The organism is Variovorax sp. 01T439_2 (genome assembly GCF_056398445.1).
Genome location: NZ_JBFTPJ010000279.1, coordinates 1 through 8202 on the forward strand (window position 1 = coordinate 1; position 8202 = coordinate 8202).

Annotated in this window: 8 protein-coding genes; 2 read left to right on the top strand and 6 right to left on the bottom strand. The window is 66.4% G+C overall.

The window, feature by feature from the left end:
- Positions 1-566: ABC transporter permease (locus tag AC1DOC_RS14900; RefSeq protein WP_478130007.1), on the top strand; the 566-nt coding region annotated here is incomplete at its 5' end.
- A 439-nt stretch (positions 567-1005) separates the two neighbouring features.
- On the opposite strand, the gene AC1DOC_RS14905 is transcribed toward AC1DOC_RS14900, so the two are convergent.
- The 6 genes from AC1DOC_RS14905 to AC1DOC_RS14930 form a co-directional block, all read right to left on the bottom strand.
- Positions 1006-1971 carry an IS110 family RNA-guided transposase gene (locus AC1DOC_RS14905; RefSeq protein ID WP_278880023.1) on the bottom strand — a complete coding sequence of 322 codons (966 nt, stop codon included), beginning with the start codon at positions 1969-1971 and terminating at the stop codon, positions 1006-1008.
- A gap of 289 nt (positions 1972-2260) precedes the next feature.
- Entirely contained in the window at positions 2261-3412 is a 1152-nt protein-coding gene (locus AC1DOC_RS14910) for an IS481 family transposase (protein WP_478079292.1), read from the bottom strand.
- A gap of 142 nt (positions 3413-3554) precedes the next feature.
- On the bottom strand, positions 3555-4325 hold the full coding sequence (locus AC1DOC_RS14915; protein ID WP_307595605.1) for an SDR family oxidoreductase: 771 nt from the start codon (positions 4323-4325) through the stop codon (positions 3555-3557).
- Positions 4326-4392: 67 nt separating this feature from the next.
- Entirely contained in the window at positions 4393-5304 is a 912-nt protein-coding gene (locus AC1DOC_RS14920; RefSeq protein WP_307595606.1) for a pseudouridine synthase, read from the bottom strand.
- Complete coding sequence (locus AC1DOC_RS14925; protein WP_307595607.1) at positions 5301-6611, bottom strand: leucine-rich repeat-containing protein kinase family protein; 1311 nt, start codon at positions 6609-6611, stop codon at positions 5301-5303. Before AC1DOC_RS14925 ends, AC1DOC_RS14920 begins: the two co-directional genes overlap by 4 nt.
- 9 nt (positions 6612-6620) lie before the next feature.
- The gene (locus AC1DOC_RS14930; RefSeq protein WP_478084190.1) at positions 6621-7700 is read right to left on the bottom strand and encodes an MBL fold metallo-hydrolase; all 1080 of its coding nucleotides are present in this window, start codon (positions 7698-7700) and stop codon (positions 6621-6623) included.
- A 122-nt stretch (positions 7701-7822) separates the two neighbouring features.
- Here AC1DOC_RS14930 and AC1DOC_RS14935 point away from each other — a divergent pair.
- A partial coding sequence (locus AC1DOC_RS14935; RefSeq protein ID WP_478130008.1) for a MerR family transcriptional regulator occupies positions 7823-8202 on the top strand: 380 nt, incomplete at its 3' end.

Here is an 8202-nt window from a genome sequence, read left to right on the forward strand (position 1 = left end):
GCATGAGCGCGATGAATGCCGCGAGCTTCGAGGCGCTGTATTCGGCGTTCTCGCGCATGCATGTGCAGAAGACTTGGGACGGCATCATGAACGCGCCGGTCGGCCTGGACGACATCGTGCTGGCCGAGATGCTGTGGGCCGCGTTCAAGTCGATCTTCACCGTGACCGCGATCCTGTTCGTGATGCTCGGGCTGGGCATCAGCCACAGCCCCAAGCTGATCGTCGCGTGGATGGTGCTGATCGGCGCGGGGATCACCTTCTCGTCGATTGCGCTGATCTTCAATGCGCTCGCGAAGGGGTACGACTTCTTCACTTATTACTTCACGCTGTTCATGACGCCGATGATGTTCTTGAGCGGCGTGTTCTTTCCGCTGGAGCAGCTGCCTTCCGCCGTGAGGGCCGTGGCGGCGTGGCTGCCGCTGACCAATGCGGTGGCGCTGGTGCGGCCGCTGTTCATGGATCAATGGCCTGGCGGGTGGTGGGTGCATGCGGGGGTGCTGGTGGTTTATGGGGTTGTTTCTTTTTGGGTGGCGTTGGCTTTGACTCGGAAGAGGTTTCGGGGGTAGGTTTTTTGGAGTTCCGGGGCCGGGTCTCGCCCCGGCGGGCGACTCACTTTCTTTGCTTCGCTTCGCCAAAGAAAGTAAGCAAAGAAAGGCGACCCCTACTGTCTGCGTCCCTYCGCTTCGCTRCGGGCAACCTGCGGTGCTCGATTACGGCGGGGGTCCGCAGAACTCGCTTCGCTCAGACAGCTGCGGCCCTGATCCCGCCTCCATCTGCGCTCCTCGGCGCATACAGAAGGGGTGGGAACGGGCAGCCTTCGCTTCGCTCGGCCCCAATACCAACAGCCAATACCAACGGCCCAATCCAATCCCAACCACCGCGGCGCTGCGCGCCGCGGTGGCTTGGTGGMCGAGCGAAGCAAAGGCCCGWGTGGTTTGCCCTCCCCTCTGTATGCGCCGAGGAGCGCAGCGTTTTGCGGATCAGGGCTCGCCCTTGTTTGAGGTTCTATGTTTTTTGCAAGTCATTTTTAGGGATCAATCGAGCTGGATCGAACACCTCGTTGCCCTTCCAGATAGCGAATGCCACGCGCAACAGCTTGCGCCCAAGAATCATCAGCGCCGCGGTGGTCGCGAAGCCCTTGGCACGGATCGACTGGTACAGCGGCTTGAGGGCCTTGCTGTGACTCGCGGCGAAGCCCGCCAGATACATCTGCCGGCGCAGCAGCGGTGGGCCCTTCTTGCTCAGGCGACGTCGCCCGCGTTTGGTGCCGGAGTCGTTGGGGCGTGGGTCCAGGCCGCTGTAGGCCACCAGTGCATCTGCGTTGGCGAAGTCGAAGCGGCTCAGCAGCGTGGCGAGCAACGCCGAAGTCTGCGGGCCGATGCCGGTGATCGTGCGCAGACGCTCGCATCCCTGGGCCATCTGCGCATCGCTGGCGATCAACGCTTGGACCTGCTGGTCCATCGACTGCAGCAAGGCGTCGAATGCCGCCTGCAGTTTTGCAGTCTCGATGCCCTTCGTATCGATTCCTGTGAAGACCTGGCGCAAGGCCGATCGATGCGTGGCCACCTGGGCTCGGCGCGCGAGCAGATCCTGCAACCGTTGCTGCAACGAGCTGCCAGGTTGCCAGGGGTGCAGCCGGGCACGATGCTCGACGAGATACCGGGCAATCACCCCGGCGTCCACGCCATCGGTCTTGGCCCGGGTGCCCAAGGCACGCGCGTAGAAGTAGACGTCGCGCGCATTGAGCACATAGACCTTCAATCCGGCCTGGCTTGCCAGGTGCGCCAACAGAGTGTGATAGCGGCCCGTGGACTCCATGGCGATGAGCGCATGCGCCGGAATCGCTCGAAGCCAGTTCGAGATACTCACAGCGTCGTTGGCGACACTGCACGGTCGTCGCTCTGGTCCCATGGCGATGACCAGCTCGGCCTTGGACACATCCACGCCGATGCACAGGGTGGGCTCTTGCATGACAACACCTCCGATTGGACAATTTGTCGTGTCGGGGTGCAGCCCACCTGCCACGTTGGCTTGCCTTCAGATCGGTGGTCGTTGCACCGCCAGGTGCAGCGCCGCTCAGTTCCTGATCGACGTTGGAAGGTGGGGCGGGAGAAATCTCAAAACTGTCGGTCCGCTGCCGCGGCCGAATCCGAAGCGAGTCCCTCCACCCCGACACCCAAACATACAAGCGAAGCGAGTTGTGTATGGACCGGGGACCTGGGTAACAGGTGTGCGGGGACATAGTAAACACCTTGGGCGCTCAGTTTGAGGTGGCKGGATTGCGCAGATCCAGCCGCATGAAGCGGTGATGGCAGAAGAAGGCGTCGAAGCAGCCATCTGTCTTGGGGTCCGGCCGCATCGCCACGGGCAGCCTGTGCAAGGCACTGGACAGGCGCAGCTTGCGCCCCTCGAAGTGCACCCAACCATTCCAGCCCACCGTCAGCACCCGGTCATCAGGGCCATATTCGATCGGTGCCAGCACGGCTGGCAGGGCCCGAGGGCTCACTTGATAGCGCGTCGCTGGCGTTTGCATGCCCAGCGCCTCGTGCGGGCGCTCGTGGTTGTACACGCTGCGCCAGTGCTCGAAGGCGTCCTGAGCCTGAGCCAGGTCCATGAAGCTGCGTCCGTTGAGCACCTCGGCCTTGAGCGAACGATGGAAGCGCTCCAATTTGCCATTGGTCTGCGGGTGGTAGGGCGCGCTGTGGCTGATGCGAATGCCCAAACGAATGAGCCACACGCTGAGCGCCGACAGCCCGTGCTCGGCCTTGGCGGGGCTGCCCCAGGGCGCGCCGTTGTCGGCGTTGATGCGTACCGGCAAGCCGTAGCGCCGGAACACCCGCTGCAGATGATCCTGTACGCGGGTGGTGTTCGTCTGGGAGCACGCGGCGATCGTCAGGTTGAAGCGCGAGTGATCGTCGATCACCGTCAGCGGATGGCAGCGCCCCGCGCCCGTCTCGAAGTAGCCCTTGAAGTCGATCTGCCACAGGGCGTTGGGGAGCGCGTGCTCGAAGCGTTGCCAATGCTCGGCCGCCTGGCTGGCTTCGGGGGTGATCAGTCCGTGGCGGTGCAGGATGCTGGTGATGGTGCTGGGCGCGGGCACGCCGCTGAAGCCCAGATCGCTCAGGCGCTGGGCGATCTTGCGGCCACCCCAGCGGGGGTGCTGGCGGCGCAGTTCGATGACAGCTTGCTCGATCGCAGCGCTGCTGCGCCCAGGACTGTGGTGCGGTCGGGTGCTGCGCGGCTTGCATGCATCGCTCATGCCTTGGAGCGCATGGCGGCGCAGCAGCGCATAGCCCGTCTTGGGGCTGATGCCAAAGCGCCGGCACAGTTCGCGGCGGTTGGCCCCTTCTTGCAAGGCCAATTCCAGGAATTCGCGTTTGGTGTCCATCAGGTCTCTCGGTTGCCAGGGCATGGGCCGCTTCCTCGGTCGTCTCGACCTCGAAAGTGTTTCCCATGTCCCCGCACACCTGTTACCCAGGTCCCCGGTCCATACAGCGAAGCAAAGAAAGTGAGTCGCCCGCCGGGGCGAGACCCGGCCCCCCACCTCAAAAAAATCACCGCGCGTGCGTAACCCCCCCATCCACCACCAGCGTAGACCCCATCACATAGTCCCCCGCCCGGGAGGCGAGATAAATGGCCGCCCCCGCCATGTCCTCCGGCACCCCGATGCGCCCCGCGGGAATCCGCTCCTTCACTTCATCGCCATGGTCGCGCGCGAGCTTGTTCATGTCCGAGGCAAACGCGCCGGGTGCGATCGCGCTCACCACGATTCGCTCCTGCGCCAGCCGCAGCGCCATGCGCCGCGTGAGCTGGATCAGGCCGGCCTTGCTTGCGGCATAGGAGTACGTCTCCTGCGGATTCACCGAGATGCCGTCGATGGACGCAATGTTGATCACCTTCGCGAGGTGGTCGGCCGCCGCCTTCTTGAGCATCGGCGTCAGCGCCTGGGTCAGGAAGAAGGGCGTCTTCAGGTTCAGGTCCACCACCTTGTCCCAGCCGCTCTCGGGAAATTCGTCGTACGGTGCACCCCAGGCCGCGCCCGCGTTGTTGACCAAGATGTCGAGCGCGTCTTCATGCTTCGCATAGGCAGCGACCAGCGCCTGCGCGCCTTCCAGCGTGGACACGTCGGCCGGCAGCGACACGCAATGGCCGAAGGCCGAAAGCTCCTTGGCGGCCTGGTCGCAGGCTGCGGCCTTGCGGGCCGAGATGTACACGCGCGCGCCCTGGGCCAGGAAGCCCTCGGCAATCATGCGGCCGATGCCGCGCGAGCCGCCGGTGATCAAGGCGCTGCGGCCTTTCAGCGAGAAGAGTTGGGTGGTGTCCATGGTGCAGGTGTCTCCTGAATGAAAGATTTCAGGAAACGAGCTTAGTGCGCGGCGTGCCCGCGGGGCGTCACCTTGGCGGCAGTGCCAGGCTGCGCGGGCTCGTGAAGCGGCGCAGCTCGCCGCTCACCGGATCCTGGAACGCCACCGACTTGGCCAGCAGCTGCAAGGGCTTGTCGAAGTCGTCGCTGTCGGGCGGCAGCAGCGTGGGATAGAACGGATCGTTGACGATCGGCATGCCCAGCGCCATGCAGTGCACCCGCAGCTGGTGCTTGCGGCCGGTGACGGGCGAGAGCCTCAGCAGGGCGTGGCCGCCCGCCGCCCGTTCCACGGCGATGCGCGTTTCCGAATTGGGCTCGCCGGCCTCTTCCTTCACGCGCATGAAATGATCGTCGTCGACCAGCCGGCTGCGGTAGGTGCCGGGCACCGACGACACGCCGGGCTGCCACGGCACCACGGCCTCGTAGTGCTTGTCGATGCGGCGCTCGGGGAACATGGCCTGGTAGGCGCCGCGCGTTTCGGGACGCACCGAGAACAGCACCAGCCCCGCGGTGCTGCGGTCGATGCGGTGCAGCGGCACCAGGTCGTCGAGCTTCAGCTTGCGCTTGAGCCGCACCAGCAGGCTCTCCTGCAGGTACTTGCCGGTGGGGGTCACGGGCAGGAACGGCGGCTTGTCCGCGACCACGAGCTGGTCGTCCTGGAACAGCACCTGTTCGTCGAAGGGGATGCGCACCTCGGCATCGAGCGTGCGGTAGTAGTACACGCGCAATGGCGCCTGGTAGCGGCGCTGCGCGGTCACGGGGACGCCGTGCTCGTCGACCACGTCGCGGGCTTCCATGCGGGCCAGCCAGGCCTCGCGCGTGATTGCCGGAAAGCGTTCGATCAGGAACTCGGCGATGGTGGGCCATGCGCCTTGCGGAAGGCCGACGCAGCTCGGGCCGACGCCGTCGCGCGTGGGCAGGGGCAGGCGCTGGCCCGTCATGGCGAGAGCTCGCCCTGGAGCAGCGCCAAGGCCTCGGCGAACGAGGGCCGCGCGGACGCATCGGCCTGCAGGCAGCGATCCTTCAGCACGACCACGGCCTGCGGCAGTGCATCGCTGCAGCGCTCGAGCAGTTCTTCCAGCAGGCAGCCGAAGGCGCGCATCTCCAGCCGCTGCAGTGCCAGCGCTTGCATCGCGTCGAGTGCGCCCGTCATCCAGGCCGCACCGAAATCGCCGAGCAGTCCGCCGCCTTGCGCGTTCCAGAGGATGTTGTGCGCGTAGAGGTCGCCGTGCAGCATGCCGCGCGCATGCAGGTGCCGCATGGCGGACGCGATGTCGCGGGCAATGCGCAAGGCCACGGCGGAAGTCCACTGCGCATCGGCCGCATAGACGTCGCGCGTGCAGGACGCGAGGCTCGGCGGGCCGGCGAGCGTGCGGAAAGACGGATCCACCAGCGCCATGACCAGGCCCTGGGTGCCATCCGGATGTCCATCGATCCGGCCTTGTGCGGCGATCAGTGTCGGATGCGCGCCGGCCGCGATGCTGGCGGCCATCTCGCTGTGCGGCCAGCCGTCGCTGGTGACTGCGCCCTTGAACAGCTTGACGGCCACCGGCCGCGACGCGGGGCCCAGCACCGCCTGGTGGATGACGCCCGATGCACCTTCGCCGAGCTTCTGTCCCAGCGCCAGGTCGCGCCAGTCGACATGCGGCACCGACTGCGCGGCGATGGCTGCCTGCTCGGCCTGCATGTCAAAGGGGTTGCCTGCACCCGCGAGCCACGACAGGCGCGGCAGCGCAAGCAGCCATGCGGGCAGCGCCTCGAAGTTGTTGGCCGAAATGCGCAGCAGCTCGAGCCGGCCGCAGGCCGCCAGCGATTCCGGCAGCGCACGCAGCCGGTTGCCGGCCAGCATGAGCTTCTGCATGGCGGTGCATTGGCCCAGCGCCTCGGGCAGGGTCTCGATCTGGTTGTCCGTGAGGATCAGCCAGCGCAGCGCCGGCAGCCGCAGCGCGGCGGCAGGCACGGTGCGGATGCGGTTGGCCTTGAATCCGACCATCTCCAGCGCCTGGCACTGGCCGATGGATTCGGGCAGCCGCGTGAAGCGGTTGTCGGAGCAGAACAGTACGCGCAGGCGGTGCAGCCGGCCGAGGTCGTCGGGCAATGCGTCGAGCGCATTGCCGGAGAGGTTCAGTGTCTCGAGCGAATCGGCCAGGTCGAAGATCTCGCGCGGAAACTCGGTGAGTCCGCACGAGAGGTCGATTCGTCTTGCGCCTGCCAGCCGGCCCGCGCGCAGCTCAGCCAGCGTGTCCATCCACCGAGTCTAAAGTGCCCGGGCCGTGGCGCTGCGGGGTCCGAAGCGGTAGATGCCGTCCTCGCCCAGCTCGCGCCGGACCTGGCCCGCGAACCACAGCAGGTGCAGGTGGGCCACGGTCTCGCCCATGGCGAAGGTCATCTGGTGCAGATCGAGTTCGCGCTTGAACAGGATCGGCAGGCCCTCGGCCGCGGTCAGCGGGCGCGCGGTGCAGGCTTCGAGCAGTTCGGCCAGGCGGTCGCGGTGGTGCTCCTGCAGCTGGTCGACGCGGCGGTGAATGCCGGTGAACGGCTTGCCATGCGAGGGCAGGCCCAGCGTGTCGGCCGGCAGCGCCTTGAACTTGTCGATGCTGTCCAGGAAGAGCCGCAGCGAATTGGCTTCGGGCTCGCCCGCATGCACGCTCACGTTGGTCGAGATGCGCGGCAGCATCATGTCGCCGCCCAGCAGCAGCTTGAGATCGTCGCAGTACAGCGCGATGTGCTCGGGCGCATGGCCGTAGCCGCTGATGCAGCGCCAGGCGTGGCCGTTGATGGCCACGGTGTCGCCGTCCATCATTCGCGTGAAGCGGTCGGGCACGGAGGGCACCATGTTGGCGTAGTAGTTGGTGCGGGCGCGGATCTTGACCACCGCCTCGGGGTCGACGAGGCCGTGCGAGGCAAAGAAGCGCGCCGCCGCGTCGCCGCCCGCCAGCGTGTCGCCAGCGGTGCTCAGCACGCGCGCCACGTGGTAGTCGGTCGAGCTGATCCACAGCGGCGCGTTCCAGCGCGTGCACAGCCATTCGGCCAGGCCGATGTGGTCGGGGTGCATATGGGTGACGATCACGCGCAGGATCGGCAGGCCCTGCAACTGCGCTTCGAACACCTGCTCCCACTGGGCGCGGGCTTCGTCATGCGCGATGCAGCAGTCGACCACGGTCCAGCCCTCGACGCCGTCGAGGCTGTCGCGCAGCAGCCAGAGGTTGATGTGGTCGAGCGCGAACGGCAGCCGCATGCGGATCCATCGCACGCCCGGCGCGACTTCCAGTGCTTCGCCGGGGGCGGGCAGGGTTTCGCCCAGGGGGTAGTGGAGTTCGCGTTCGAGGAGGTTCATGTAAGATTGACGTTTACGTAAACGTCATGGGTTGAGGGCATCATTGTAGGCAGAGCGGGGCCATCCTGCTGTCGCCACCGCAACGCCCCTCCAGACGGCTTTTTTCGGCAGATCCCAGTCCAATGTCCGCGCAAACCTTCACCATCAGCCAACTCGCGAAGGAATTCGACCTCACGACGCGCGCCATCCGCTTCTATGAAGACATGGGGCTGCTCACGCCCGAGCGCGCCGGCGTGCAGCGCGTCTACAGCGCGCGCGACCGGGCGCGGCTCACGCTCACGCTGCGTGCCAAGCGCCTGGGCCTGAGCCTGACCGAGGCCAGGGACATCCTCGACATGTACGACAGCCCGCGCGACACCGTGCCGCAGCTGCAGAAGTTCCTCGGCGTACTGGGTGCGCACCGTGCCCAGCTCGAGGCGCAGCTGGCCGAGCTGCAGGCCAACCTGGCGGAAGTGCGCGAGCACGAGAAAAAGGGCCGCGCGGCCCTGGCCAAGGCACAGAA